The following is a 24479-nucleotide window of genomic DNA, read 5'->3' as shown; positions in this document are numbered from 1 at the left end:
CGCGTGCGCGTGGCCGCCTCCCCGGACGTTCGGACATGGACCTCAGGCCGGCGTCCTCCCGCTCAGGACCGCTGCCGGCAAGCAACGACGCCGATGTTGAAGGCCGCGAAATTCCGACATTCCAAGCGCGGAGCGAGCGCTGACAGTCGAGGCGGGTGTGTCCCGGCGCTCGTGCGGTGAATGAGGACGTCGTACATCCAGATCACGGCCGCGTCGGGTCCGGCCGCCGCCAGGACGGGACCGTTCATGTCGTCCTCCGTCGGGCGGATCGGGATCACCTCGACCGGCAGGCCGGCCCGCCGCAGAAAGAACCCGCCGATCGCGTCGAGCTGGCTGCGCGCCATGACGGGAGTCGAGGGATGATCCCAGAAGAAGACGAGGCGGGAGGGCCTCTTCTCGGCCAACCACGCCGAAGCGACCTCGAAATTGTAGATCCGCTGAAGCGGGGATACCCCTGCCGTCAGGGTCAGCGCCGTGGCGACCAGGGCTCCGGCCGCGAGCGCCACCGCCGCCACACCAGGCGCCCTGCCCTGCCGGACCGCGGCCGCGGCCGCGAGAAGCATGATACCCGGCGCGAAGGGCGTGAGATAACGGTAGGTCAAGGTCGGCCGCAGCATCGCGATCCCGAGGCAAACCGCGACAGCCGCCAGGGTTGCCCCACCAGCCCACCACAGCGCGGCGTCGCCCCCATCCGGCTCACCGTGAGCGACTGGCTGCGGCTGTGACCGCAGCAGGATGTTGGAAAGGAACGTCGCCGCGAAGACAGCGAACATCAGCGGCCCGCCAGCCAGAACGACCAACGCAAAGGGCAGATCCGCGATCGACAGGCAATCGTACCAAGCCACGCCGGGCTGGGCGAAGTCGGCTATGCGTGGCGCATTCCAGCCGATCCAGGTGCAGATTCCGACGAAGCCGGCCGGGTATTCCGATTTCAAGCCGGCCAGCATTCCAACATGAAGCCGGCCACCGTTCCGATCTGAAGCCGGCCACGGCGATGGCGCCCCGCTGGTCGGGTTCGTAGATCGGTCGAGGAGTGTTTCGGGTCAAGCCAGCTGGTCGGCAGGGCGGTGCTTGCGCAGGCTGTCGCCGGACAACGCGATCCGGTAGGCGTTGTGGATCAGGCGGTCCAGCACGGCATCGGCCAGGGTCGGGATGGCGATCATCTCGTACCAGCGGTCGACCGGCACCTGGCTGGTGATCAGCACCGAGCCGGCGTCGTAGCGGTCCTCCACGATCTCCAGAAGGTCGCGCGCCTGCTCGGCGCTGAGGGGCTCAGGGCCCCAATCGTCGAGGATCAGCAGCCTGGCGCGGGCGAGCTGCTTGAGCAGTTTGGCATAGCGGCCGTCGCCGCGCGCCAGACCGAGCGCCGCGAACAGGCGCGGCACACGGTAGTACAGGACCGACAGGTCCTCCCGGCAGGCCTTCTGGCCGAGCGCGCAGGCGAGCCAGCTTTTGCCGACACCGCACGGCCCGGTGATCACCAGGTTGCGCCGGCTTCGGATCCAGTCGCAGCCGGACAGCTTGAGGAACAGGGCACGGTCGAGGCCGCGATGGGCGCGGTAGTCGACATCCTCGACGCTGGCCGGATGGCGCAGGTGGGCGGCGCGGGCGCGGGTTTCGAAGCGCTTCTGCTCGCGCAGGGTCTTCTCGTGCTCCAGGATGATGCCGAGCCACTCGGCGTGCGTCAGCGCCTGCGCTTCCGGGTTCCCGTCCAGGGTCTTGTAGCCCTGCGCCATGCCGTGCAGGCCGAGGCCGTGCAGAAGTTCGAGTGTGGGATGAGCAAGCATCGTCAAGTCTCCTATCAGTGGAAGTAGCCTGCGCCGCGCAGGTTCGGATGATCGATGATCTTCGTCGTTTCTGTTATTCGAGACTTTCGGTCGAGGTTGTTGGCAATGATGGAGGCGATGCTCTTGTAGGTGAGCGCACCGATGGCCGTGGCCCGGGCGGAGATGGCCTCGGCCCGAGCTGGGGCGAGGCCGCGAAACAGGCGCAGCACGCCCAGGCAGGTGCGGAAGCCCTGCTCGGGATGGGGACGCCCGCGCAGGATGGCGATGACGAGGCCCTCGGTTTCGGGGCCGATCTCCCGGCCCCAGCGCTCGAAGCGGGCCGGCGTCCATTCCGCGTAGCGCCGGTGAGCGCTCGGCATGTGCTCGACGTCGGTGCCGTGCCGGGCGCCGCCATAACGCCGGTCGTGGGCGGCGACGCGCTGGCCGCGGTGGAACACCTCCACGGTGCGCTCCGTCAGGCGCACGTCCACCTGCTCGCGGATCAGCGCATGGGGCACCGAGTACAGGAAGCCGGCAGCCTCGACGTGGTAGTCGAGGTTGACCCGTGCCAGCCGCCACTCGGCAAAGACGTAGGGTGCCGACGGCAGGGGTAGCAGGGCGGCCCGCTCCACGGCCTCGAACAGCGCCCGGCGCGTGGTGCCGAGGCGGCGCATGGGGTGGGCGTTGATGCGCTCCACCATGGCCGCGATGGCGGCGTTGCACTCGGCCAGCGAGAAGAACGTCTGGGCCCGCAGGCGTCCCAGGATGTAGCTCTGGGCGAAGCGGACGCCGTTCTCCACCTTGGCCTTGTCGCGCGGCTTCCTCGGCCGGGCCGGCAGCACGCCGATGCCGTAGTGCTCGGCCATGGTGCCGTAGGAGCGATTGATCTCCGGATCGTAGAAGGACGCCTTGTTGATCCCGCTCTTGAGGTTGTCGGGCACCACCAGGCGCGGCACGCCGCCCAGAAAGTCGAACAGGCGCACGTGGGCGCCGATCCAGTCCGGCAGCGCCTGGGTCCACGTCGCCTCGGCGTAGGTGAGGCTGGAGGCGCCCAGCACCGCCACGAAGATCTCGGCCTGTCTCACCACGCCGGTGGCGGGATCGACGATGGGCACGCGCTTGCCGGAATAGTCGACGAACACCTTGTCGCCGGCGGCATGGTGTTGGCGCATCACCGGCGTGACACGGCGTTCGAACTCCCTGTAAAGATCACAGAAGCGCGAGTAACCGTAGCCGCCGGGCTCAGATACACGATACTCTTCCCAGAGAACCATCAGGTTGACGCCGGGCCTGCGCATCTCGCGCACCATCGACGGCCAGTCTGGCTCGACGCGTCGTCTGACGCCCTGCTTCACGCCGACGCGGTCGAACAGCCGCTGTTCGAGGACGGCGTCGGTGATCTCTTCATCGATCGGCCAAGCCAAGCCCGCCGCTGACGCACGGGCGAGGTTGTCCTGGACGGTGGACCGCGCGATGCCGAGCGTTCGGCCGATCTCGCGGGCGCTCACCCCGTCGCGGGCGAGCCGGAGCATGTGTCGGATCTGTCGCATCGTCAGCTCTCTCCTGGCCGGCATCCCGATCTCCTCGCGTGGGGGGGCGAGGCAGGGTGCCGCGGTTGCTGACCTGCGGGGACGCTATTGCCGGATCAGGGTGGCCGGCTTCATCTCGGAACGGTGGCCGGCATCAAATCGGAATGGCGGCCGGCTTCATCTCGGAATCAGTGGCCGGCTTCGATCGGAATCCGCAATCCAGGCGAAGGCCGGGACGAAAGGCAGCGCGGCCGGCCAAAGCCGCAGGGCACGCCTGCGGTGCAACATCACAAAGGCAACTCCCTGCGCGAGGGCCAGCATCCCGGCATAGTAGTGAACCAGCGTCATGAAGCCTGCGCAGCAGGCCCAGGCCGCCGCGCGGCGGAGCGAGGGCGCCTCCAGCAACGCGACATGTGCCCCGATCGCGACGATTGCGGCGCAAAACAGCAGGGAGTAACAGCGAGCTTCGTCTGCCTGTTCGAAGCCCGGTGTCCAGGTGGCCAGAAGGACAGCCCAGATGAGGGCGACGAGCGGTCGCCGACGCCGGAGGCCGGCCCAAGCCAATCCCGGCGCGGCCAAGCTCATGGCCATGCTGGGCAGGTGCAGCGCCACGTTGGATAGGCCGAAGATCCGGACCCAAGCCCAGATCAGGTAGTAATAAGCCGGCGCGTTTGGGTCGTTTCGGACCTGCTCCGTAAGTCCGGCGAGGGTGGGCTCGGCGGCGAACGCGCCAGTCCAGCTCTCGTCAAGCCAGAGCGGGGCGGCTAGGTCGAGTCGCAGGCGGGCCGCCGCGGCGAGCACCAGGACCGCGAAGACGACCACAGTGAAGAGCCAGAGACGCCCGGACCGAGCCGGCGCGCTGGCACGAAATCGGGCGATGGGCACGGCCGCGAAGCACCGCAAACCCACAATCAGATGGTGCGCGGGCGATCGTGGGGAGGGCATCGACTGCTCAATGCACGGCGTAGACCCGGAACGGCGTCGGCCCGAGTCGCAGCGGCTCCAGCCAGGCCGGCACGCGCCCGTCCCGCAGCGACGCCGCCAGCCCGGCCTGCGCGGCGGCGCTCTCCAGTCCCGTCTGCTCGCCGCAGACCGCGAGGTAGCGCGCTCCCGTCGCGCGCACGAGCGCCCGCGCGGCCTCCGGCTCGGCCAGGAAGCCCTCGATCACGGCCCTGTTCCCGGCGTTGTCGCGGTGGTACGGGCCCGCCAGCACCGACAGCCCGGTGTGGGCCAGGATGAACGGGCCGGAATCGATCGGCGCGAAGACCGTGCCGGGCGGCAGGGCCGCCAGCGGCGCCAGCGCGGAGGCGGCGAGGCAGGACGGCCCCCGCTCACCGCCGACGATCGCCGCGGCGGGCCAGGGCAGGAGCGCCCAGGCGACCGAGGAGCAGAGCGCGGCGCGCACCGCCGGCCGCCACAGGGCCGCGACGCGCCCGTCGCGGTGAGCGTCGGTCCAGGCGCGGCCGACCGCCCAGGCCCCGCCCAGGAGCGCGAGGGGCTGGAGCGAGGAGGCCACGCGGATCGCCCAGACGCTGCCGGCGAAGCCGACCAGCAGCAGCGCGACGAGCGCCGCCCAGCGCGCGCGGGCGAGGCCGTGCGTCCGCGCGCAGGCCAGGATCGCGAACAGACCGCCGATCGCCATCGGGGCCATCAGGATGGTCACGGTGCCCGGCACCTCGCGCGCGAGCCGCAGCAGCGGCCGCACCTCCTGGACCTCGTCGAGCCAGAAGGGGCGCAGCAGCGGGTCCATGCCGTAGAAGGGGCCGTGCAGCGCCTCGGGGAACAGCAGGACGACCGTCCCTCCGAGCGCCGCGCCGGCGCCGGCCAGGACGGCCCACCGCGCCCGCGCGGTCCGGAGATGCGGCGTCAGCCGCGCGGCGAGCGCCAGGACCGCCGCACCCCCGACCAGCCCGGCCACGTGCATGAGCGACAGGGCGTCGACGAAGCTGAGGCCGTAGCGGGACGGCGCCACCGTGGCGGCGAAGACGGCCGGGACCGAGACGGCGAGCCCGCCCGCGAACCACAGCAGCGCCCGGCGCTGGGGGGCGCCGGCGACCGCCCACGCGAGCGCCGGGACGGCGAGCACCACGGCGACGAAGGGCAGGTTCTCGAGGCCGATCGCCAGCGACAGGGCGACCAGCGCGGCGGTGAGGGCGGCGCGGCGGGCGCGGGCCGGGTCCAGCGCGTCGAGCGCGGTGCCGGCCATCAGCGTCAGCAGCACGATCTGCGGGGAATGGTGGTGGATGCGCCCGGGCTCGAACTGCATGCAGCCGATGCCGCCCAGCACGACGAGCAGGCCGGCCGGAACGACCGCGGCGGCCCCCGCCAGGACGCGCGCGGCGTAGCCCACGGCGGCCACCAGCGCCGCCTGGAGGGCGAGCGGATAGGCGATCCGCGCGGCGCGCTCGGCCATCTCGGGCGCCAGCGCCAGTCCGAAGAGGCGGATCAGGGCCGCCACCGGCACGTCCACGACGCGCGACCAGTGCGAGAAGACCCCCGGCGGCAGGCCGAAGCGGTGCGCCGCGAGGTCGAACCAGGGCTGGCCGGCCATCCAGTCCCGGATCTGCACGGCCCGCATGGCGTCGTCGGTGTTGACGAAGTCGCCGGTGGTCCAGACCGCGACGACGCTGCCCCAGGACATCGCGAGCGAGAGCGGCATGGCGACGAGCAGCGACAGCAGGATCGGCCCCGGCCGCGGCACGGCGCGCCTGGCGCAGGGCGGAACGCGGCGCGCGGCCGGCACGGGGGCGACGGCGGTGCTGCTCATGGATCGCTCGCTGGCGGACGTCGTGACGGGCGGGCGACGGAAAGAGGGATTCAGGTCGCCGCGGCGGCCCAGATCGCGGTGTCCGGGTACAGGATCAGGCCCGCGGCCGCGAGCGCGATGCCGTAGGGCACGCCGTTGCCGGCCGCGTGCAGGCGCCTGACCCAGACCTGCCGGTCGAGGACGGCCGGCAGGTCGGACAGGCGCCAGCGCAGGATGGCGAGGGTCAGCGCGCCGCCGATGATGGAGGTGGTGAGGCCGTAGGCGTAGAGGTTGTCCCACCCGAGCCAGACGGCGGTGGAGGCCGCCAGCTTGGCGTCGCCGCCGCCGATCCAACCGAAGGCGAAGAGCGTGAAGGTGAGCGCGAGCACCGCGGCGCCGCAGGCGAGATGCGTCTGGAGCACCTCCATGACCGGCATGCCGGCCACGGCCGCGAGCAGCAGGAACGCCACGACCAGCAGGGCCGAGATCCAGTTGGCGATCGTCATGGTGAGCAGGTCGGAGGAGGCCGCATAGGCCATCAGCGACGGGAACAGGATCAGCGCGGCGGCGGACAGCATCGGCAACACCTCGGGCGGGACGGGTTCGGAGCCGGGCGCCGGAGGGCCGGCGGGAGGCCGCGCACGGAAAGGGCGGAGCGAAACGTCTCGCTCCGCCCTTTCAGGAAAGGCTGCGCCCCGTCGATCGGGACGCTCGTCGTCGACTGGACGGAGGCGGGAGCCGGAGCGATCCCGCGCCCCCGCGGCGGCGCCTCAGCTCAGGTTGGCGGCGATGTTGCCGAACGTGGTCGTCAGCTTCGTGCCGAGGGCGCGGGCGGCGCCGATGATCACGACGGCGATCAGGCTGGCAATCAGGCCGTATTCGATCGCGGTGGCGCCGGACTCGTCCTTGGCGAAACGCTTGAGGATGCTCATGGTAGGCTCCGTGATTGCTGGGGTCTTCACCCGCCACACGCAGGCCGCAGCGCGTTCGGGATGACCATGACCCTAAGGATGAGCACTTGCGAAGTCCTTAAACCGGGCGACTAAACGCGGATCGGCGCCGCGTTTGCCACGTGTGGTTAATTCGACATGACTGGGATGCACGACCGCCACGGCGTGACGCGGCAGGTCGCGGGCGCGTTCGGGAGCCGGCCGGCGCCGGGGTTCACGCTCCGTTGACCGTCGCGCGCCATGCTGCGCGCGTCGTCACCTCGGGGAATCTGCGCCCATGCCGTCCGCAACAACCGCGCCGCGGCGCAGCCCGGGCCTGCGACGGGTCGCGGCGCTCGCGGCAGCGCTCCTCACCGGTGCGGTGGGGTCGGCTTCGGCCGCCGACAGGGCCGTGACGGTGCTGCTCGATCGCGCCCAGATCATGCGCTTCCCGCCCAGCACGGAGACCGTGGTGGTGGGCAACCCGATCATCGCCGACGTCACAATGCTGCGGAACAGCGGCGAGGTCATCCTGACCGGCCGGGGCTACGGCGACACCAACCTGCTGTTCCTCGACGGCAGCGGGCGCCTCCTGTCGGAGACGGCCCTACGGGTGCGCGAACCGCCGTCCATGGTGGTGGTGCAGCGGGGCGCCGACCGGGAAACCTACGCCTGCCAGCCGCGCTGCCAGCCCACCGTGACGCTGGGCGACAACCACGACTTCTTCCGCGAGAACGTCAAGGACGTGAAGACCCGCAACGGGCTGGCGTCCGGCGCCGCCGCGACGTCGAACGGCCCGCCCGGGCAGTGAGCGCGGGGCGCCGGCGCCCGGCCGGCCGCCGCGTCACAGGTCCACCTGCATCCCGATCTCGACGGCTCGCGCCGGCGGCAGGCCGAAGTAGTCCGCGGCCCCCACCGCGTTGTGGCTGAGGAAGGCGAAGAGGCGCTCCCGCCACGGGGCCAGCCCCCGCCGCTTGCCCGGCACCGACAGGGCGCGCCCGACGAAGAAGGACGTCTCGTCGAGGTCGATGGAGAACCGGTCCCCGTCCAGCGCCAGCGCCCGGGGGACGTCGGGCCTTTCCGCGAAGCCGAAGTGCAGGAACACGCGGCTGATGTTCTGGTCCATCGGTTGCACCACCATGCGGCGCTCGGCGGGGACGTAGGGCGTCGGCTCGGTGATCACGGTGAGGAGCACCACCCGCTCGTGCAGGACCTTGTTGTGGCGGATGTTCTCGGCCAGCGAGGCCGGGATCGTGCCGCGCGGCGAGGCCAGAAACACGCCCGTGCCCTTGACCCGGTGCAGGCTCGGGGCGCCGTCGCGCACGAAGGCCTCGATGGCGGAGTTCTCCTCGTCCATGCGCTCGACCACGAGCGTGCGGCCGCGGTGCCACGTCGACATGACGATGAACACCAGCGCGCCCACGAGCAGCGGGAACCAGCCGCCGTCCGCCACCTTCAGCGCGTTGGCGACGAAGAAGGCGACGTCGACGACCCCGAAGGCGCCGATGACCGCGACCGTGAGCGGCAGGCCCCAGCGCCAGCGCTTCCGCGCCACCACGGCCAGCAGCAGGGTCGTGATCACCATGGTGCCCGACACGGCGATGCCGTAGGCGGAGGCCAGCCGCTCGGACGAGCCGAAGCCGAGCACCAGCCCGATCACGGCCACCATCAGGATCCAGTTGACCTGGGGCACGTAGACCTGGCCCGCGGCCTCGTCCGAGGTCTGCCGCACGTCGAGGCGCGGCATCAGGCTCACCTGGATGGCCTGCTGGGCCAGCGAGAAGGCGCCGGAGATCACCGCCTGGCTGGCGATGACCGTGGCGAGCGCCGCGAGACCCACAACGGGGTAGATGGCCCACCCCGGGAACATGCGGTAGAACGGATTGTGCAGCGCGTCGGGGTCGACGAGCACGTTGGCCCCCTGCCCCAGGTAGTTCAACGCCAGCGCGGGCAGCACGAGGCTGCTCCAGGACAGGCGGATCGGCCCGCGGCCGAAGTGGCCCATGTCGGCGTAGAGCGCTTCCGCGCCCGTCACCGACAGGAAGGCCGAACCCAGCACCACCAGCGACACGGTGCCGTGGGTCGCCAGGAACGCCATCGCGTGGCGCGGGTCGAGCCCCGCCAGCACGGCCGGGTGGGCGAAGAGGCGCACCGCGCCCGTGACGGCCAGCAGCGCGAACCAGACCACCATGACGGGGCCGAACAGGAAGCCGATCTTGGCGCTGCCGCGCGACTGCACCAGGAACAGCGCCACCAGCACCGCGACCGTGATGGGCACGATGTAGGGGTGGAAGAAGGCCGTCGCGGTGTCGAGACCTTCGACGGCGGACAGAACCGAGATGGCGGGCGTGATCATGCCGTCGCCGAAGAACAGGGCCGCGCCGACGAGCCCGGCGATCAGCAGCAGGTGGGACAGGCGGGACGAGGGCTCCTCCTCGCGCGCGAGGCCGAGCAGGGCCACGATGCCGCCCTCCCCCTCGTTGTCGGCCCGCATGACGAAGACGACGTATTTCAGCGTCACGACGATCAAGAGCGTCCACAGGATCAGCGACAGGAGGTCGGTGACCGTGGCGGGGTCGGCGCCCTTCCCCGCGGCGTTCAGGCATTCGCGGAAGGTGTAGATCGGGCTCGTGCCGATGTCGCCGAACACGATGCCGAGCGAGCCGATGATCTTGGCCGGGGTGAATCCCCCGGCGGGTGACGTCGTCGAGGCTTCACCCATGCCGGTCCGCTCGGTGTCATATGTTGCGCTGGTGCGCGGGCTCTACGGGTGAGCCCGCGCTTAAGTTCCGGCGCGTCAGGCCATGGCGGCGCGCAGGTTGGCGTCGACTTTGTCGAGGAAGCCGGTCGTCGACAGCCAGGTCTGGTCCGGCCCGACCAGCAGCGCCAGGTCCTTGGTCATGAAGCCGCTCTCGACGGTCTGCACGCAGACCTTCTCCAGCGTCTTGGCGAAGCGGCCGAGCGCCTCGTTGCCGTCGAGCTTGGCGCGGTGGCCGAGGCCCTGCGTCCAGGCGAAGATCGAGGCGATCGAGTTGGTGCTCGTTTCCTTGCCCTTCTGGTGTTCGCGGTAGTGGCGCGTCACCGTGCCGTGCGCCGCCTCGGCCTCCACGGTCTTGCCATCGGGCGTCATCAGCACGGAGGTCATCAGGCCCAGCGAGCCGAAGCCCTGCGCCACCGTGTCGGACTGCACGTCGCCGTCGTAGTTCTTGCAGGCCCACACGTAGCCGCCCGACCACTTCATCGACGCCGCCACCATGTCGTCGATCAGCCGGTGCTCGTAGGTGATGCCGGCGGCCTTGAAGCGGTCCTTGAACTCGGCCTCGTAGACCTCCTGGAAGATGTCCTTGAAGCGGCCATCGTACTTTTTCAGGATGGTGTTCTTGGTCGACAGGTAGACCGGGAACTTGCGGATCAGGCCGTAGTTCAGCGACGCGCGGGCGAAGTCGCGGATCGAGTCCTCGAGGTTGTACATCGACAGGGCGACGCCGGCCCCCGGGAACTTGAACACCTCCTTCTCGATGACGGTGCCGTCGTCGCCCTCGAACTTGATGGTCATGCGACCCTTGCCGGGCACGACGAAGTCGGTGGCGCGGTACTGGTCGCCGTAGGCGTGGCGGCCGATGACGATGGGCTGCGTCCAGCCCGGCACGAGGCGCGGCACGTTCTGGCAGATGATGGGCTCGCGGAAGATCACGCCGCCGAGGATGTTGCGGATCGTGCCGTTGGGCGAGCGCCACATCTCCTTGAGGTTGAACTCTTTCACGCGCGCCTCGTCGGGCGTGATGGTGGCGCATTTCACGCCGACGCCGTGCTTCTTGATCGCCTCGGCGGCGTCCACCGTCACCTGGTCGTTCGTGGCGTCGCGGTGCTCGACCGACAGGTCGTAATAGTGCAGGTCGACGTCGAGGTAGGGGTGGATCAGCTTGTCGCGGATGTAGTGCCAGATGATGCGGGTCATCTCGTCGCCGTCGAGCTCGACGACGGGGTTGGCGACCTTGATCTTGTCCATGCTGACCGTTCCCTCGGGCTGGCGCGCCCGTCTCCCGCGTGGTCGGCCGCGCTGCGCCAGGCGCGGCTTGAAGGACCCGTCGCCGCTATAGAGTGAAACCCGCGGCAGGGGAACGCCGAAGCAAGGGGGATGCCGCCCCGCGGACAGGTGACGGAAAGGCAGGATCGCCCTAGCCTCGGGCCCGTCGACCCTGTCTGGCGCGACGGCGGTGCGGTCCGACACCGGGAGGAGAGCGTTGCCGTCCAGCCCCGTCTCGTCCCCCCGCGACCCGCGCGTCGACCTGCTGCGCGGCCTGTCGCTGCTGTCGATCTTCGTCGACCACATCCCCAAGAACGTCCTCGCCGACTACACGCTGCACAACTTCGGCTTCAGCGACGCGGCGGAGCTGTTCGTGCTGCTCGCCGGTTTCTCCGCCACCCACGCCTACAACAGCGTGTTCGAGCGCCACGGCCTCGCGGTGGGGCTCCGGCGCGTGTTCCGGCGCTGCCTGCACATCTACGGCGTCCAGGTGCTGCTGCTGCTCTGCACGCTGGTGATCGTCGGCTGGGCCGAGCGGGCCATCGGCTTTCAGTCGGTGGTGATCGGCCCGATGCTGCGCGACGGGTGGAAGGGCGCGCTGCGCGGCGTGTCGCTGCGCGCCCTGCCGGCCTACCTCGACATCCTGCCGCTCTACATCCTGCTGCTGGCCGCCTTCCCGCTCGTGCGCTTCGGCCTCGCCCGCAGCGTGCCGGGCACCCTTGCGGCCTCGGCCCTGCTGTGGGGCCTCGCGAACCTGTTCCGCTGGAACCTGCCCAACGTCGTCGATCGCGCCGACGCGGCGCACTGGTACTTCGACCCGTTCACCTGGCAGCTCCTGTTCGTGCTCGGCTCGGCGCTGGCCATCGCGGTGCGGCGCGGGTTCCGGCTGATGCGGGCGCCGCCGCCCGCCCTGCTCCTGCTGTGCTGGGCCTACGCGCTCGGCTGCCTGCTGGTGCTCGACGCGTGGCACCTGTGGCCGCAGCCCCTGCCCGGCGACTTCTACGCCACGAGCCCGATCATCGGCATCCTCGGCAACGAGCCCAAGACCTACGTGTCGCCCTGGCGGCTCGCCGACGTGCTGGCGCAGGTCTACATCGTGCTGACCGCGCCGCGCATGCTGGCGGTGGCGCGCAGCGCCGCGCTGCGGCCGGTCCTGGCCTGCGGGCGCAATTCGTTGGCCGTGTTCTCGCTCGGCTGCGTGCTGGCGCTCGCCGGGCGCTTGATCTTCCGCGCCGCGGGCGTCACGGTCGCGACCCAACTGCTGGTCAACATCGTCGGCCTCGGCGCGCTGCTCGCGGCGGGGCTGGCCCTCGACGCCCGCAGGGCGGCCCGCGCCGCCCGTGCCCCCGCAGGATTGACGCCCGATGCCGTTCGCCCCGCCGGATGACCGCCCGAAGGTGCCGCGCCCCGGCCCGCTCGCCGCCGCGCTGCTGGCGCTGTTCGCCCTCGCGGCCTCCGGCTTCGCCGCGCCGGCGCGCGCCCAGGCCGGGGCGGCCCCCTTCTCCATCGTGGCGCTCGGCTCGTCGTCGACGCAGGGCACCGGCGCCAGCGGGCCCGCCATGAGCTACCCGGCGCAGCTCCAGCGCCTGTTCGAGGACCGCTACGCCGGCCATCCGGCCGTGACGGTGCTGAACGAGGGCGTGGCCGGCGAGGACATCGACGAGACGGCGAAGCGGCTCCAGGCCGACGTGCTGTCGCGCCACCCCGACCTCGTGATCTGGCAGACGGGCAGCAACGACCCCCTGCGCGGCGTGCCCATGGACCGGTTCCAGGCCGAGCTGAAGAGCGGCATCGACGCCATCCGCGCGAGCGGCGCCGAGGTGCTGCTCATGGAGCCGCAGTGGTCGCCCGTGATCGAGCGGGCGGACGCGAAGGAGCGATTCGTCGACGCCGTGCGCGCCGTGGCGGCGCAGGAGCACGTGGACGTCGTGCGGCGGTTCGCGCTGATGCGCGGCTGGATCGACGGCGGGGTCATCACGGCGCCCGAGCTCATCGGGTCCGACGGCCTCCACATGACGGACCGCGGCTACGGCCTCCTGGCCCGCGCCGTGCTCGACCAGATCGCCGCGCAGTCCCCCGCTTTCCGGGCGCGCCGCAGCGTGGCCGCCGCCAAGCCGTGACGGCCCTCACGGGTCCAGGCGCTTCTCCATAACGGAGGTCGTGGGCTCGGCGTAGCCCGCGTGGGCCTCGCGGGCGACCTCGCGGAAGCCGGTCGCGGCGAAGAACGCGAGGTTGCCCGGCAGGGCCAGCCGGACCCGCAGGTGCAGCCGCGTCAGCCCGCGCCGGCGCGCCTCGCGCTCGGCTTCCGCCATCAGGGCGCGGGCGAGGCCCCTGCCCCGCGCCGCGGGCGCGACGGCGAGGCGCCCGCAATAGAGGCCGCCGTCCCGCTCCGCCCACAGCAGCAGGGCCGCGAGCGCGCCACCCTCCTCCGCGCAGCATCCGCCGTCCGCCTCGATCCAGGCGCCGAGGCTGTCCGCGGTCTCGCGCAGCGCCGAGGACGGCGGGTCCGTGGCCGCGTCCTGCGCCGCGAAGGCGGAGCGGACCAGGGCCGCGGCGGCCTCCGCGTCGCCGGCCCGGAGCCGGCGGACGGCCGGGACGGAGTTCACGGTCACCGCCTCGCCTTTCGCCGGGTCATCCGGCCAGCTTCGCCAGGGCCGCGACCGCGGCGGCGCAGACGCGCAGGTCGTCCTCGGGCTCGCCGCCCGACGAGCCGACGCCGCCCACGACCTCGCCGCCGTGCACGAGCGGCACCCCGCCCGCGAGCGGCAAGCGATCCGGGAAGGCCAGCAGCGCCGGGTCGCCCGCCACCGCCGTCTGCAGGTCCGCCGTGGGCGTGCGGACCACCGCGGCCGTGCGCGCCTTCAGGATCGCGGCCTCGGGCGTGTGGAGGCGCGCGCCGTCGAGCCGCTCCAGCGCGAGCGGCACGCCGGCCGCGTCCACCACGGCGACCGTCACGGCGAGCCCGCGCGCCTCGGCCTCGGCGCGGGCCGCCGCCATCAGGGCCCGCACGTCGGCGGCCTGGAGCTCGGGGCGGGAGCGCACCGCGCTCAGCCCGCGGGGTCGAGCACGGTCGCGTCCGCGACCAGGTGGTAGAAGCGCCCGTCGAAGAGCTGCATCACCTTCTCGGTGGCGGCGTGGGACTCGGGCCGGATGCTCGACGCGAGGCACGCGTCGAGCGCGCGCCGGTCCGCGAAGTCCATCTCCAGGATCATGGCGATGGGCCGGCAGTCCTGGTCGGCCGTCGTGGTGCGCTGCACCCGCACGGCCTCCACGTTGGGGAAGCGGCGCCACAGCGGCTCCAGCTCGTCGCGCACGCGCCGGAAGAACTCCTCCTCGTGGCCGGCCTTGATGGTGCCCTCGTAGATGGCGGTCCTGGTCAGCATGCTCGGCTCCCGCGGCTTCGGTCCCTCGCCCAACACGCCTTGCAGGCCCGGGTTCCGCGGAACCGGGCGGCGGCCCGCCGCGTCGGACGGGCGGCGGAGGGGCGGGGCATGGCGGAGCGGAAGCGGACCGAGGACGCGGGAGCCCGCCGCGCGGGGCCGCCCGTCACGCCGGACGGCCGCTACTTCGTCGTGCGCGGGCGGCTGTGGCGCTGCAGCGACCCGTCGCTGGCGCCGGAGCGGCGCGCACGGCTGGTGCACGAGCTGATGGACGCGCGCCGTGCCGTGGGGGCCGCGAAGCGCTCCGGCGACCGCCCCGCCGAGGTCGAAGCCCGTGCCGCCGTGGACCGCGCCAAGCGGGCGCTCGGCGAGCGCGGCCCCGCGTGGTGGGGCGACGGCGCCCCCGACCTCAACCGGCACATGGCGCGAAACACGCCCTACGCGGGCTGGTTCACCACGCTCGCTTCACAAGAGCGCATGAGCTTCGTCTCAGCGAACGAAACCGGCACGGCCGCCGTTGCGGATCGCGGACCCGTCGCGGGTTCGGACGAGTGAGCGTTCCATGCCGACCGACCGACGATCCGTGGCCGAGTTCCCCAGCCTGGGGGAGCGCGCCGGCCTCCTGGAGCGCAAGCGCGCGCTGAAGATGGCGCGCTCGGCCCACGCCTACGTGCGGGGCGCGACGGCGCGGTTCTACGACTGGCTCGGCGCGGTGGACGCCGGCCTCGTGCCTTCCGCGCCGCCGGTGTGGATCTGCGGCGACTGCCACCTCGGCAACCTCGGGCCCCTGGCCGACGCCGCCGGCAAGGTCCGCATCCGCATCCGCGACCTCGACCAGACGGTGCTGGGCAACCCGGCCCACGACGTGATCCGCCTCGGCCTGTCGCTGTCGACCGCGGCGCGCGGCTCCGACCTGCCCGGCGTCACCACGGCCCACATGCTGGAGGAGATGGTGCACGGCTACTGCGACGCGCTGCTCGGCCACGACGAGAGCCTGTCCGAGGCGCGGGCCGGCCGGGCCGTGCGGGCCGTGCTGCGGCAGGCGACGCACCGGCGCTGGGAGCACCTCGCGCAGGAGCGGCTGGAGCGCGTCGAGCCGTCGATCCCGCTCGGCAAGCGGTTCTGGCCCCTGTCCGACGAGGAGCGGCGCGCCATCGCGGCGCTGGTGTCGTCGGAGGCCGCGCAGGCCCTCGTCGGCGCCCTGCACGGCCGCGGCCGCCACCACGCCGTGACGGTGCTCGACGCCGCCTACTGGATGAAGGGCTGCTCCTCGCTCGGCACGCTGCGCTACGCCGTGCTGCTGCGCGTCGGAGGGCACGGTGGCTCCGGCAAGGCCAAGGCGAGCTACTGCCTGATCGACATCAAGGAGGCGGTGGCGAGCGTCGCCCCGGCGGCGCCCGGCGCGCCGGCCGAGCCCGACCACGCCGCCCGCGTGGTGAGCGGCGCCCGCGCCCTGTCGCCCTGCCTCGGCGACCGCATGCTGCCGGCGCGCCTGCTCGGCCGCCCCGTGGTGATGCGCGAGCTGATGCCCCAGGACCTCAAGCTCGAGATCGACCAGCTCACGCGCGAGGAGGCGGTGGGCGCGGCGCGCTTCCTCGCCGCCGTGGTGGGCCATTCCCACGCCCGGCAGATGGCGCCGGCCGACCGCCGCGCCTGGGCCGACGAGCTGAAGCTGCACCACGGCGGCGGCCTCGACGCGCCGTCCTGGCTGTGGACCACCGTCGTCGAGCTCGTGGCCCACCACGAGCGCGGCTACCTCGACCACTGCCGCGACTTCGCCCTCGCGCGGGCCGGGTGAGGGCTGGTCCGGCGCGGCCACGCCCCTCGGCTTGACTCCCGTCCGGGACTTTGTCAGGCACCGCGGCGATGCGGGGCTTTGCCGTCGTCGCTGCACGACCGGGACGGCCCCGCGAGCGTTGGAGACGATATGCTGAGAATGCTGCGGGCTGCCTCCGCCGCGACACGGGAAGGCCGGCTGGCCGCCCCGTCCGCACTGGCCCTGGCCTTGGCAGGCTTCGCGGCGCTGCACGCCCAGCCCGCGCGCGCGCAGGGCGTGGTGAAGGGCAAGTACGGCGACTGGGAGATGCGCTGCGAGACGCCTTCCGGCGCCCCGAAGGAGCAGTGCGCCCTGATCCAGCGCATCGAGGCCGAGGACAAGCCCAACGTCAACCTCGTGGTGATCGTGCTGAAGACGGCGGACGGCAAGAGCCGCCTCCTGCGCGTCGTGGCGCCGCTCGGCGTGCTGCTACCGTCGGGTCTGGGGCTCAAGATCGACAACGCCGACGTGGGCCGGGCCGGCTTCGTGCGCTGCCTGCCGACGGGCTGCGTGGCCGAGGTCGCCATGGAGGACAAGCTGATCGACCAGTTGAAGTCCGGCACCACCGCGACCTTCATCATCTTCCAGACGCCCGAAGAGGGCATCGGCATCCCGCTGACGCTGACGGGCTTCAAGGACGGCTTCGACAAGCTGCCGTGACCCCGGGGGAGCGCCGGGCGCCCGGCGCGTGGTATGCTGGCGGGAATCGGCGCGGCCGCGGAGGACTTTCGGGGATGACACGAGTTGGAGCGCGGGCCTTTGCGCTGTGCTGGGCGGGGCTGGCCCTGGGGAGCGCCCTCGGCGGCTGCGCGGCGACCGAGAAGCTGACATCGTCGGCGAGCGGCGTGGGATCCTCCTTCGGCAACCTCCTGGCCTTCGGCACGACGACGCCCGGCCCCGCCCCGGCTCCGGCCGGCGCGGCGGAGCGCCCGCTCCAGTGCCCGACGATCGAGGTGCTCGACGGCACCGCCTCCTACCGCACCTACGCGGGCGCGGACCAGACCAACGAGAACGTGCGCTACCAGTTCTCGATGGGCGACGTGGCGCGCGAATGCACGCACAGCGGCAAGGACCTGCTGATCAAGGTGGGGGTGGAGGGGCGCGTGCTGCTCGGCCCGGCCGGCAGCCCGGGCTCATTCACGGTGCCGGTGCGCATCGCCGTGCGCCACGACGGCGACGGCAAGGTGGCGGCGGCCAAGTTCTTCCAGGTGCCCGCGACGATCGCCTCAGGCGAGGACGCGACCGGCTTTCAGGTGGTGTCAGACCCGATCGCGGTCCCGTTCGTGACCTCCTCGGCCGACGACGACTACACGATCCTCGTCGGCTTCGACGCCGGCACCAAGCCGACCGCCGCCGCCTCGGACGGCAAGAAGGCGCGCCGGCACGGCGCGAAGCCGCGGGATGCCTCGGCGGCGCCCCAGGGCTGACCGCCCGCGGTTCAGCCGCGCCCGCGGAGCCAAAGCGGGGAGAAAAACCGCTTGCATGGATCGAGGCCGCGTCCTATACGCACCTCACCGGCCGAGCCGAAGCCGCCAACATCGACTGCCTAGATTTTAAGTATCGAGGCAAAGGTTCGATGATCGGTTCAGTTGGGGGATAGTTCAACGGTAGAACAGCGGACTCTGACTCCGTCAATCTTGGTTCGAATCCAGGTCCCCCAGCCAACATCTAAGTCACTCCGACTATTGCGAAATCTGCCCTGCAAGGCGCCCATCGAGGCGCCTTTTGTGCGTTTCAGGCGATACCAAGCGGCATCAAGGAATTACAACGGGTTACACAAGGTCACGGCGGGTCCGTGCGACACAGCTTGCAACATGCGACACCACTCGGCAGGCTCATGTCGCAAGGCTTGCGACACGGCTCAGCCCAGCAAGGCTCGCTCCGCCGCCTCCAGTTCGGCCCCGTCGTCCCCGCGTGGGAACAGGTGCCCGTAGGTGTCCAAAGTCATAGTGATGGAGGAGTGGCCAAGTCGCTCCTGAACAACCTTGGCTGGCAGCTCCAGACCGCCGTCGGCGCGACGGTTGATGCACCATGACGCGTAGAAGTGCCGAAGGTTGTGCAGGCCCGGATACTTGGCCTCGGCCTCGCCCCCCTGCCCCGGCACCGCCACGCCGGCCGCCACCTGAGCCGGTCGGAAGCCGCGGTTGACGAGGTTTGGATAGTGCTCGATGCCGCCCCGCCCCGTCGGGAAGGCGAGGCCGAGCTCACTCTTCGGCGCCTTTTCCTGCCAGGCCGCCAGCGTCGCCACAAGCACGGGCGGGATCGGGATCACGCGTTCACCGGCAGCCGTCTTCGGCGGACCAATGACGTTGTAGCGATCGGCGCGCTGGCGGACGTGGATCTCGCGTTTCTGCAGGTCGACGTCCTCCCACCGCAGCCCGCGCAGCTCCGAAGCCCGCAGGCCGGCGAAGATGGCCGTGAGCAGAATCGGACGCCACTTCCCGTCCAGAGCGCCCACGATGGCTTTGACCTCAGCCGGCGTCGGGATGTCCACGCCGACCTTGAGCTTCCCCTTCTGCCGACGCTCGGCGTGCACATCCTTCCCGCGCTTGCGGCTGCCTCGGAGATCGCGCACCACGTTGCGGGCAATGAGCCCGCGCTCCAGAGCGTCGCTCAGCGCGAAGCCTAGGCTTCCGACGATGCGCTTGACCATCGCGGCCGAGCGCTTCTTGCCCTCGCCCTCCCCGGCCGCCGGCGCGCCCTTGCGCAGCTTGTCCTCGAACTCGCGCACCAGCGGTCCCGTGAGCTGCGACAGCTTCGTCCGGCCGAGATACGGGTTGATGTGCAGCTCGACGTGGTTCCGGTAGGAGTCGACCGTGGTTCGCTCCAGCGCCCCGCACGACGCGAGCCACAGTTTCGTGGCGTCCGCGACGGTGATGCTCTGGCTGTCCGGCGTGTGGACGCCAGAGCGCACCTCGACCACGGCCGTTGCGATGTAGGCATCGGCCTCCTTCTTCTTCGAGAACGTCTTCAGACGACGCTTCCCGGCCTGGTCGAAGTAGTCGACCACCCACGCGCTCTTCGCCTCGCCCTTCGGCGACGTCCAGTCCCGCTTCCGCACGCTCGCCATGAGGCCCGCCACGCTGGAGTTGAGCGGCGATCCTACCCTGAATGCGTGGTCGTGTGCATGGTGGCCCATGCGGTCCTCCTTCCATCTGTCCAACACCGCACTATTGTCCGACCAGAGCCGAGAGGGGCGCCTCGGCTCGGACGGCCGCGGCGTGGGTTCCGCAAAGCGATCTCGCCGCGGCCGTCTTTCTCACCTTGCAAGTCGAGCGCGCACTTTAACGCCTCGTTAACCACGTCACTTCTACCTTCCATCGCACCGTGAACGAAGGGCGAAGGACGGAGCCGTCATGGCCGAGCAAAGCGACGAGATCCGCTTCGACCTCAGGATGCGCCCGGCCGCCGATGGCCGCTTCGAGGTCCTGCTCCGCCTGTACCGCGGCGGGCTGTTCGCGTCCGAGACGTCGATCGCCGTCCTCAAGGAGGGCAAGGCGAGGTTGATCCTCCGGATGGCCGACCAGCAGCTCGCTCGCCTGGGCTATCGTGAGTTCCTGTCAGAACTCCCAGCCGCCCTGCAGTTCGACGCCAAGGCTGCCTGACAGCCCGCCCGCACGATCGCGGACGGGCCGTGGCGTCACGGGATGCGGTGCTCTCGGTCGAGCGCGTGGAGCACGCGCCGGGCCTCGGCGTGTCGGCCGCGCGCCAGTAGCCGCCGGGCGCGCCGGAGGCGGTAGGCGTAGGCCAGGAGGACGAGGGCGCGGGTCATCGGGACGCCCTCGCTGCGCGGAACATGCCGCCTGCGCGGTCGATCGCGTTGCGCGCCTCTCTAGCCGCGTCCACCATCATGCCGGCCACCGTCCGCACGGCTTCCTGGCCGTTGATGGTCAAGGCGCCAGCCTCGGTGGACAGGGCCAAGGCCACCACGAGCGCGACGTCGTGCGCGACCGTAGCGGCCTCGAGCGCACGATCTGCCGCGGCGCCAGCGTCCGTGAAGTCGGGCGCTGTCACGTCGCGCACCTCACGGGCATCTCGACCGGCACGACGTTGCAGATGCCTCGAGGCATCGGCCCGCGCCACGCCACCATGCCGGGTCCGATCGGCGTGACGGCGTCGGGGTCGCGCCGCATACCCTGTTCGCCGCGCATCGCCCGCGCTCGGCTCGCCAGTGCCCTCATCTCCGGCCGGCGGTCGCGGGCGGCTCGGTACTGCTCCGCCGTCAGGTACAGGCCGGACCCGTCGCACGGATCGGCCTCCCGGTCGTTCTCGTGGCCCTGCGCCCAATGCCGCTGATCGCCGTCTCCGGCCGGCGCGCCGAGGGAGTGTTCCTGCTCTTCCGGCTCGCACCCGTCGTGCTCGGAGCCGCACTTCTCGTCGTCGCCCTCGGGGAGGTCGTATCCCGGTTCCGGCTCGCCCTCGCCGTCGAGGTTGGCGCCGGCCGCCCACGCCGTCTGATTCCACACGCGGCCGACGAAGCACCGTTGCAGCCGCCGGCCGTTCGCGGGCTTGTAGAAGCTCGCGCCCATCGGCGGCGCGTAGGGGCTTCGCTCCGGCGCGCCGAGGGTGTGCTCGCCGTCGTCGCTGCCGTGCCCGAGGTCGAGTTGCCGGACGGCCTCGCGCCACCCGAGCGACAGCTCATCATCCCCGCCCGCTTCGTCGTCGGGCTCTTCTTCGAGGTCTGGGTCGGCGTCGAGGGCATCGAGCGCCGCGATCGCCGCGTCCAGGGCGTCGAGGGCCGCCACAGGGTCGACGGGCACGAAGCCCGGCCCCACGAGCCTCGGCAGGCCGAGCGCGGGCAGCATCGCTGTGGCGTGTTCCGCGGCCTGCTCCAGCGCGCGGCGGGTGAACAGCTCGCGGGACTTGCGGCACAAGGCCTCGACGGCGCCGGCGCCGAGCGTCGGGTCCGGCTCGGCCTCGGCCCGAGCGACCCGCCCGAGCATGGCGTCGAGGTCGGCCCGGATCGCGTCGAGCGTGTCGGGCGCGGTGCGGTAGGGGAGGTGGAAGGGCGCGCTCATGCGTCGACCCCGTCGTGTATGCCGAAGACGGCCCGGCGCCTCGACAGGGCCGCCGTGAGCGACGGCAGCGGCGCCGGGAGGGGTAATAAGGACGGAACTGCCCCGCTCGTGGCGGGGTAGATCGGCACCAGGTCGGAAGTTCCGACCTGGTCGACTGACCGGCTCTGCGCCGGGTTGTCGGAGGCGCTGGCCGCCGAGGCCGATTCCGATGCTAACGCGCTGGCATCGCTGGCCGCGGGGGCGCTGGCGGCGGCCCGTAATAACCCTCGGGCGACCGCCCAGGCCTGGCGCATCCCCTCGGCGACGTGGTCGCTGACCGCGCCGCCGAACCGGGCAGCGAGCTTGCGGGCGCGAGCCCAGCCGTCGCGGCCGATGGCGCGGCGGTCGAGGGTGGGGAGCGGTGATAAGGGACGAGCGGGCGCGGTTGTGCTAGCGCTGGCGACAGCCATCGTTGAGCCTCCATCTCAGGGGTGGTCAGGGCCGTTGGAAGGGTTCCAGCCTTCCCTCGGCCCGTCTTTTATGATACCCCTTTTTCATGACGTCAAGCCGGGATACCACAAAATCGCGCGGCCGCCCGGCAACGGGTAAGGGCACGCCCGTGATGGTCAGGGTTCAGCCGCCACAGCTCGCGGCCCTCGACGCCTGGATCTCCGAACAGCCCGAGCCCCGCCCCTCGCGGCCTGAGGCCATGCGGGTCATCGTGGCGGACTGGATGACGGAGCGGGGAAGGCTGTGATGGCTGATTTAACATCCTATGCAAGGTCGAACGTTTTACAAGTCGTAGCGTGCTTCGTTATGCGACGCTTCTCTTCGACTGAAGTTTTCAGGAGGCATTCATGCCGATACTGATCAAGCTCATCTGGCGATTCGACTTCTCCATCAACTATGTATTTCTCGATCGCTATGGATCTGCAGCCAAAGCTATATTCACTACTGTTCCAAACTTCTTCGCACAGGTCGCAGAAGGTGCTCCCCGCACGGCATTGGTGGGATCGTTCAACGATGCAAAGTTTGTAAGAAATATCACGATGGATATTACAACTCTTAGCGGAACAATGGAATGGAGACAAGGGACTGACCTAACTAGGATTTCAAACGATTTTCAGTTCAGGAACATGAACAAAGTCGCTGATGAACTCATTCGGATAAATGAAATTAAGAATGTTGTTAGAGGTGGCTTTCGATTGATGTTTGCTACATCGACATGTCCAAGCTGGATGCGCAAAGACAATTTCTCGGAGGCTATACATGCTGATCTTTCATTAGGCGTACAGAGCACCTTAGGGCGCGCCGATGATATAGGTTTTACCTTCGAGGGACGTGACGACGATTTACTTTTCTATAGGCTGTCTGTCGGACCTTTTGCTGAAAAAAACTTATCTGTTGCGTTCGATGGAGATACAAATATATCCAAAGAACTCCTAAATTCACAGCCAAAGATGTTTTTCGACTTGGATCTTTCGGAGCAAGCGTTCAGTTTTCCTCAAGGCAGCCTATTTAAATGGTCAAGAACGAAGCTTGAAAAGGCCATAGAGCTTGCTATGGTCTTTGGCCAGCTTGGGAAGCGAGGCTGAAATGCGTGTTGCGACTACTGCAGTTCGATCTGACCGCGCTCAGAGCTGGTCTGAGCAGCCTGCTGCGTACAAGCAAGCCCAGCAAACAGTGCCAAATTCACAAAAACACGTTATCCCAATCGTGACAGATCGCGAGCGGTCGACCTCTCCAATCCAAGTCACAGTGGAAGAGGTCTATCGGCGCGACGAAAGACCTGAGTCATCACTACCTCCTCAGGAGGCACCCCGTCCAGCTGTCAAAGCAGTCATCGGCGAGTTAATAGGCGAAATGGTCGTAGTGATCTGTCAGACTGCTGGTGGTGAGTACAGAACGCGATTCCCTAAATCGATACTACCTGAAGATTTGATCGCCTATGGTCAGTCAGTGTATCTAGAAATCGATTTCGATAATCAGTACCGATCTCCTCATTTCAGGCGGCGCCATCCAGATCCAGTAGAGATCTCAGAAAAGTTCGACGAGCTTAACGAATGGGTGGATGGTCTTTAATTTGCTTGAGATTAGATTTCTGAACGTCGGGCACGGGAGTTCCGCCGTTATATCATTCTACTCTGGAAATGAGGCGGCGCATGGCGTTGTAGACTCAGCTTGGAACAGAGCACCTGTTCCAAAAGCGCTTACAGTTTTGCAAAATCTTGGAGCAACCAAACTTAGCTTTGTTTGCTTAACGCATCCTCATGCAGACCACTATGGTGGATTATCTCAGATCCTTCAAACGTTTGACCAAAAGATCGATCAATTCTATACTTGCCCGATGGGTGATCTTTTCCTCAATCGTCCTCGACTTAGAAAGCTTGCTGTTTACCTAAAGCAGGTTCTAGCGAGAACCGACTCGCGCAGTATTAGGCAATCCACACAGGAATTTCTCCAGATCTTAAGATGGGGCGACAGCAACAGCTCAAGATGGATCGAATGTGCCGGAGAAGAAAACAGATTGGCTCCGACAGGTTTTTCTCCGGTGGAGATCTTATCAATTCTTCCGCCACGATTTGCGAAGGGCAATATTATTTCGAGAATTGAGAGCGAAGATCCAATGATATTAGGCAACATTAATGAAAATGACCTAAGCCTTTGCCTCAGGCTTACATACGCTGGGACTTCGATCATAATTGGCGGTGACGCAACCAAGTCTAATTGGGATTTCAGAGAACGATTTGAGCGCAACTCAGGAAGAGATATAGCCTCTCAGGTTGTTAACATTCCTCATCACGGTTCAAAATACGACAATCCGCAACCCGTTCTGGACAGACTATTCCTGAAATCCGGAGATCGCTATGGGGTTACCTCAGCAAACGGGCAGTCGCACCCCCATCCAGAAACGATCTTCGCAATTTCACAGATGGGTGTTGATCCATACTGTACAAATCTTATGCCGCCCTGCGGAGCAAATGTGAGTAAGCTGGCTCCTATAAAGGGAGTCGATCCCAGTTTGGCGCGTTTGATACGGGAGAGCGCGGAAGATAGTGGTGAAATGCAGCCGTGCCAGGGAGATATTCTTGTGAGAGTCACAGCAGATGGTGTTCTCACAGTGACCCCCGAGTTTGACGCTTTCTGCTCCTATCGAAGGGGCGCAAGTGCGAGGTTAACCCCACAGTCATAGTGTCGACTGTTGCCATAGGCTGAAGAGGGTTGCTGAAGATAGAGAAACCCTCAGTTCCTCAGCGCCTACCTGCTCTCCCGCGCCTGCACCAGCAAC

General features: G+C 69.1%; 27 protein-coding genes and 1 tRNA gene. 12 read left to right on the top strand and 16 right to left on the bottom strand.

Annotation, left to right across the window (positions count from 1 at the left end; all coding sequences use genetic code 11):
• Positions 1–62: 62 nt before the first annotated feature.
• The 7 genes from L7N97_RS21590 to L7N97_RS21560 all read right to left on the bottom strand — a co-directional run bounded on the left by L7N97_RS21590 (position 63) and on the right by L7N97_RS21560 (position 6973).
• Complete coding sequence (locus tag L7N97_RS21590) at positions 63–947, bottom strand: hypothetical protein (protein ID WP_237480319.1); 885 nt, start codon at positions 945–947, stop codon at positions 63–65.
• 96 nt (positions 948–1043) lie between these two features.
• Entirely contained in the window at positions 1044–1787 is a 744-nt protein-coding gene (istB, locus tag L7N97_RS21585) for an IS21-like element helper ATPase IstB (RefSeq protein ID WP_237478215.1), read from the bottom strand.
• A gap of 14 nt (positions 1788–1801) precedes the next feature.
• Positions 1802–3316, bottom strand: coding sequence for an IS21 family transposase (gene istA / locus L7N97_RS21580; protein ID WP_237480318.1), 1515 nt, complete (start codon positions 3314–3316; stop codon positions 1802–1804).
• 156 nt (positions 3317–3472) lie between these two features.
• Positions 3473–4180, bottom strand: a complete 708-nt coding sequence (locus tag L7N97_RS21575; RefSeq protein ID WP_237480317.1) for a glycosyltransferase family 39 protein — start codon at positions 4178–4180, stop codon at positions 3473–3475.
• A 67-nt stretch (positions 4181–4247) separates the two neighbouring features.
• Positions 4248–6062 carry a hypothetical protein gene (locus L7N97_RS21570; RefSeq protein ID WP_237480316.1) on the bottom strand — a complete coding sequence of 605 codons (1815 nt, stop codon included), beginning with the start codon at positions 6060–6062 and terminating at the stop codon, positions 4248–4250.
• Positions 6063–6112: 50 nt separating this feature from the next.
• Positions 6113–6619 carry an A24 family peptidase gene (locus L7N97_RS21565; protein ID WP_237480315.1) on the bottom strand — a complete coding sequence of 169 codons (507 nt, stop codon included), beginning with the start codon at positions 6617–6619 and terminating at the stop codon, positions 6113–6115.
• 192 nt (positions 6620–6811) lie between these two features.
• Positions 6812–6973: a Flp family type IVb pilin gene (locus L7N97_RS21560; RefSeq protein ID WP_237480314.1), complete on the bottom strand. Its 162-nt coding sequence runs from the start codon at positions 6971–6973 to the stop codon at positions 6812–6814.
• Between the two features lie 295 nt (positions 6974–7268).
• Between L7N97_RS21560 and L7N97_RS21555 the strand changes: the two genes are divergently transcribed.
• A complete protein-coding gene (locus L7N97_RS21555; RefSeq protein ID WP_237480313.1) occupies positions 7269–7781 on the top strand; it encodes a pilus assembly protein N-terminal domain-containing protein in 513 nt (170 codons plus the stop codon).
• Between the two features lie 33 nt (positions 7782–7814).
• Here the strand turns inward: L7N97_RS21555 and L7N97_RS21550 are convergent, their stop codons facing one another.
• Together L7N97_RS21550 and L7N97_RS21545 are read right to left on the bottom strand one after the other, a co-directional pair.
• Positions 7815–9692 carry a potassium transporter Kup gene (locus L7N97_RS21550; protein ID WP_237480312.1) on the bottom strand — a complete coding sequence of 626 codons (1878 nt, stop codon included), beginning with the start codon at positions 9690–9692 and terminating at the stop codon, positions 7815–7817.
• A 75-nt stretch (positions 9693–9767) separates the two neighbouring features.
• Positions 9768–10979: an NADP-dependent isocitrate dehydrogenase gene (locus L7N97_RS21545; protein WP_237480311.1), complete on the bottom strand. Its 1212-nt coding sequence runs from the start codon at positions 10977–10979 to the stop codon at positions 9768–9770.
• A gap of 235 nt (positions 10980–11214) precedes the next feature.
• On the opposite strand from L7N97_RS21545, the gene L7N97_RS21540 reads away from it, so the two are divergent.
• Positions 11215–12384 (top strand): OpgC family protein, encoded by a 1170-nt coding sequence (locus L7N97_RS21540; protein WP_237480310.1) that lies wholly within the window; start codon positions 11215–11217, stop codon positions 12382–12384.
• Positions 12362–13117: an SGNH/GDSL hydrolase family protein gene (locus L7N97_RS21535; protein ID WP_237480309.1), complete on the top strand. Its 756-nt coding sequence runs from the start codon at positions 12362–12364 to the stop codon at positions 13115–13117. Before L7N97_RS21540 ends, L7N97_RS21535 begins: the two co-directional genes overlap by 23 nt.
• Positions 13118–13123: 6 nt before the next feature.
• Here L7N97_RS21535 and L7N97_RS21530 read toward each other — a convergent pair whose 3' ends face one another.
• The 3 genes from L7N97_RS21530 to L7N97_RS21520 are packed head-to-tail and all read right to left on the bottom strand — an operon-like array spanning position 13124 to position 14380.
• The gene (locus L7N97_RS21530; protein WP_237480308.1) at positions 13124–13603 is read right to left on the bottom strand and encodes a GNAT family N-acetyltransferase; all 480 of its coding nucleotides are present in this window, start codon (positions 13601–13603) and stop codon (positions 13124–13126) included.
• Positions 13604–13628: 25 nt separating this feature from the next.
• Positions 13629–14039 (bottom strand): heme-binding protein, encoded by a 411-nt coding sequence (locus L7N97_RS21525; protein WP_237480307.1) that lies wholly within the window; start codon positions 14037–14039, stop codon positions 13629–13631.
• Positions 14040–14044: 5 nt separating this feature from the next.
• Positions 14045–14380, bottom strand: a complete 336-nt coding sequence (locus L7N97_RS21520; RefSeq protein ID WP_237480306.1) for a hypothetical protein — start codon at positions 14378–14380, stop codon at positions 14045–14047.
• A 108-nt stretch (positions 14381–14488) separates the two neighbouring features.
• On the opposite strand from L7N97_RS21520, the gene L7N97_RS21515 reads away from it, so the two are divergent.
• The 5 genes from L7N97_RS21515 to L7N97_RS21495 all read left to right on the top strand — a co-directional run bounded on the left by L7N97_RS21515 (position 14489) and on the right by L7N97_RS21495 (position 17857).
• Positions 14489–14932: a hypothetical protein gene (locus tag L7N97_RS21515; RefSeq protein ID WP_237480305.1), complete on the top strand. Its 444-nt coding sequence runs from the start codon at positions 14489–14491 to the stop codon at positions 14930–14932.
• A 7-nt stretch (positions 14933–14939) separates the two neighbouring features.
• Complete coding sequence (locus L7N97_RS21510; protein WP_237480304.1) at positions 14940–16175, top strand: DUF2252 family protein; 1236 nt, start codon at positions 14940–14942, stop codon at positions 16173–16175.
• Positions 16176–16313: 138 nt separating this feature from the next.
• Positions 16314–16853 (top strand): invasion associated locus B family protein, encoded by a 540-nt coding sequence (locus tag L7N97_RS21505; RefSeq protein WP_237482350.1) that lies wholly within the window; start codon positions 16314–16316, stop codon positions 16851–16853.
• Between the two features lie 74 nt (positions 16854–16927).
• Complete coding sequence (locus tag L7N97_RS21500; protein WP_237480303.1) at positions 16928–17620, top strand: hypothetical protein; 693 nt, start codon at positions 16928–16930, stop codon at positions 17618–17620.
• Between the two features lie 163 nt (positions 17621–17783).
• Positions 17784–17857, top strand: a tRNA-Gln gene (locus L7N97_RS21495).
• A 197-nt stretch (positions 17858–18054) separates the two neighbouring features.
• On the opposite strand, the gene L7N97_RS21490 is transcribed toward L7N97_RS21495, so the two are convergent.
• Positions 18055–19263 (bottom strand): tyrosine-type recombinase/integrase, encoded by a 1209-nt coding sequence (locus L7N97_RS21490; protein ID WP_237482348.1) that lies wholly within the window; start codon positions 19261–19263, stop codon positions 18055–18057.
• Between the two features lie 286 nt (positions 19264–19549).
• Here L7N97_RS21490 and L7N97_RS21485 point away from each other — a divergent pair, with 286 nt between their 5' ends.
• Positions 19550–19798 (top strand): hypothetical protein, encoded by a 249-nt coding sequence (locus tag L7N97_RS21485; protein WP_237480302.1) that lies wholly within the window; start codon positions 19550–19552, stop codon positions 19796–19798.
• 35 nt (positions 19799–19833) lie between these two features.
• On the opposite strand, the gene L7N97_RS29895 is transcribed toward L7N97_RS21485, so the two are convergent.
• Genes L7N97_RS29895 through L7N97_RS21475 form a run of 3 tightly spaced genes read right to left on the bottom strand, consistent with a single transcriptional unit; the run spans position 19834 to position 21211 of the window.
• Positions 19834–19965 carry a hypothetical protein gene (locus L7N97_RS29895; RefSeq protein WP_255721678.1) on the bottom strand — a complete coding sequence of 44 codons (132 nt, stop codon included), beginning with the start codon at positions 19963–19965 and terminating at the stop codon, positions 19834–19836.
• Positions 19962–20216, bottom strand: a complete 255-nt coding sequence (locus L7N97_RS21480) for a hypothetical protein (protein ID WP_237479270.1) — start codon at positions 20214–20216, stop codon at positions 19962–19964. Before L7N97_RS21480 ends, L7N97_RS29895 begins: the two co-directional genes overlap by 4 nt.
• Positions 20204–21211 (bottom strand): hypothetical protein, encoded by a 1008-nt coding sequence (locus L7N97_RS21475; RefSeq protein ID WP_237480301.1) that lies wholly within the window; start codon positions 21209–21211, stop codon positions 20204–20206. Before L7N97_RS21475 ends, L7N97_RS21480 begins: the two co-directional genes overlap by 13 nt.
• A 601-nt stretch (positions 21212–21812) precedes the next feature.
• Here L7N97_RS21475 and L7N97_RS29890 point away from each other — a divergent pair.
• The 3 genes from L7N97_RS29890 to L7N97_RS21465 all read left to right on the top strand — a co-directional run bounded on the left by L7N97_RS29890 (position 21813) and on the right by L7N97_RS21465 (position 24383).
• Positions 21813–21947, top strand: coding sequence for a hypothetical protein (locus tag L7N97_RS29890; RefSeq protein WP_255721701.1), 135 nt, complete (start codon positions 21813–21815; stop codon positions 21945–21947).
• Between the two features lie 100 nt (positions 21948–22047).
• Complete coding sequence (locus L7N97_RS21470) at positions 22048–22785, top strand: hypothetical protein (protein WP_237480300.1); 738 nt, start codon at positions 22048–22050, stop codon at positions 22783–22785.
• Positions 22786–23261: 476 nt separating this feature from the next.
• Positions 23262–24383 (top strand): ComEC/Rec2 family competence protein, encoded by a 1122-nt coding sequence (locus tag L7N97_RS21465; RefSeq protein WP_237480299.1) that lies wholly within the window; start codon positions 23262–23264, stop codon positions 24381–24383.
• Positions 24384–24479: the final 96 nt, after the last annotated feature.

The sequence above is a fragment of the Lichenibacterium dinghuense genome (genome assembly GCF_021730615.1).
Lineage (GTDB): Bacteria > Pseudomonadota > Alphaproteobacteria > Rhizobiales > Beijerinckiaceae > Lichenihabitans > Lichenihabitans dinghuensis.
The sequence above is the reverse complement of the archived record's forward strand: the minus strand, read 5'-3'. Positions and strand labels throughout refer to the sequence as shown.